This window comes from uncultured Thiodictyon sp., from assembly GCF_903946935.1.
Lineage (GTDB): Bacteria > Pseudomonadota > Gammaproteobacteria > Chromatiales > Chromatiaceae > Thiodictyon.
In genome coordinates, this window is record NZ_CAJAXH010000288.1 from 1 (window position 1) to 1,633 (window position 1,633).

The following is a 1,633-nucleotide window of genomic DNA, read 5'->3' on the forward strand; positions in this document are numbered from 1 at the left end:
ATCCCGCGACACCGTCGCCGCCACCATCCAGCGCCTGGCACGCAACGTCCGCCTGGTGTTCGACTACCTGGGCATGACCGAAAATTCCCGCCGTCGGCGGGGACGGCCAGCCACGGCGGGCTAGAACGGATTTGCCGTGCAGTGGTAAGGAGCAGGGCTTGCGGGAGGGCAGGCAGGAGGGCAGGCGGGAAGCCCGGCAGGAGGGCGAGACGAAGTTGCTGCGCCGGCAACTCACTCGCCGCTTCGGTCCGCTGCCGTCATGGGCTGAGGAGCGCCTTGGTCAAGCCGGCGAGACCGAGCTTGAGGAGTGGGGTGATCGCGTGTTGGAGTGCCGGAGCCTGAAGGAGGTCTTTGGCGGATCGGCTTGAGCGGGCGGGTCATCGGGTGCGGGGAGCTAACGACGAGGTTTTTTCGTGGTACGTCGCCTATTTTTCCCCTCAGGGTCTGTCCCCGGTTTCGCGGTTTCGCACCTTTGAGGGACTGACTCCGGGTGCTGACACTGGTAAGATGTACAGTATGAGCGCAGATCATCTGGTTGTGTCGTTGTTCGCCGGGGCCGGCGGCTTTTCGTACGGCTTCTCGCAAGCCGGCTTGAAACCGCGATTTGCTGCAGAGATTGACGGCGACGCATGTCGAAGCTACGAATTGAACGTAGGCAGCCCGTGCCATCAAGTGGACCTTGGAACGATCACGCCCACTGCCGTCAAATCTATGGCTAATGGTGAACAGCCGTTCATCATCATCGGCGGCCCGCCATGCCAAGGCTTCAGCACCGCTGGCCCACGCAATGCAACGGACCCCAGAAACCGACTCATCTTCAATTACCTCGCAATCGTCGAGGAACTCGCCCCGAAATGGTTCATCTTTGAAAACGTTGAAGGCTTGCTAACGTCAGGCAGTGGCCACGACCTAGCTCGACTTGTTCGCGAGTTCGTGTCTCTGGGCTACTCTGTCCGGCTCCAGAAAGTGAACCTCGCTGCGTATGGCGTGCCACAGACACGAAAGCGTGTATTGATCATCGGAAACAGAATGGGAATCGATTTCGATTTTCCACGCGAACTGTATTCCTACGATAGCGGTAAAGCAAAAAAGACCTCCGGCCTACCGATGGCGCCGACCTTGGACGAAGCAGTGGCAGGCTTAGGCCGTGCGTCTTTCGACAAATCTCTTGTTTCGGATTACGCGTCGGTGACGGCTCTTGGGCCATTTGATGAAGCCATGCGCAAGGGCAATATTGAGTCCGGTGTCACGCAGCACTTTCAAGCACGAGACAATTCGGACAAAGCACCGCTTGAACTGCTAGGCCCTGGACAGACTATGAAGGATCTCCCGCCGGAGTATTGGCATGACAGTTTCAAGCGCAGAGCTAATCGTCGCGTAGCAGATGGAACCCCAACAGAGAAGCGCGGTGGCGCTCCCTCCGGAATAAAGCGCTTGCATGGCAACCTGCAGTCGTTGACTATTACTGGAGCCGCATCCCGTGAATTCATCCACCCGCGGGAGCATCGTCCGCTCACCATTCGCGAGTGCGCCCGAATACAGACGTTTCCGGACCGATATAGCGGCCTAATGAGTTATCACGACTAACTATTAATTATGCAGCATATAATGTATCTGGCAGATAAAAGAAAGA

General features: G+C 57.6%; 2 protein-coding genes. Both read left to right on the forward strand.

Translation table 11 applies throughout. From position 1 onward, the window contains the following. The first annotated feature begins 158 nt into the window (after positions 1 to 158). Entirely contained in the window at positions 159 to 368 is a 210-nt protein-coding gene (locus QZX93_RS25015) for a DUF4351 domain-containing protein (protein WP_295392792.1), read from the forward strand. A 148-nt stretch (positions 369 to 516) separates the two neighbouring features. Then, positions 517 to 1,587 carry a DNA cytosine methyltransferase gene (locus QZX93_RS25020; protein WP_295392793.1) on the forward strand — a complete coding sequence of 357 codons (1,071 nt, stop codon included), beginning with the start codon at positions 517 to 519 and terminating at the stop codon, positions 1,585 to 1,587. The last annotated feature ends 46 nt before the right edge of the window (positions 1,588 to 1,633 follow it).

Coding starts and splice junctions, on each gene's coding strand:
- QZX93_RS25020 (WP_295392793.1), top strand. CDS start 517: ATGAGCGCAGATCATCTGGTTGTGTCGTTGTTCGCCGGGGCCGGCGGC.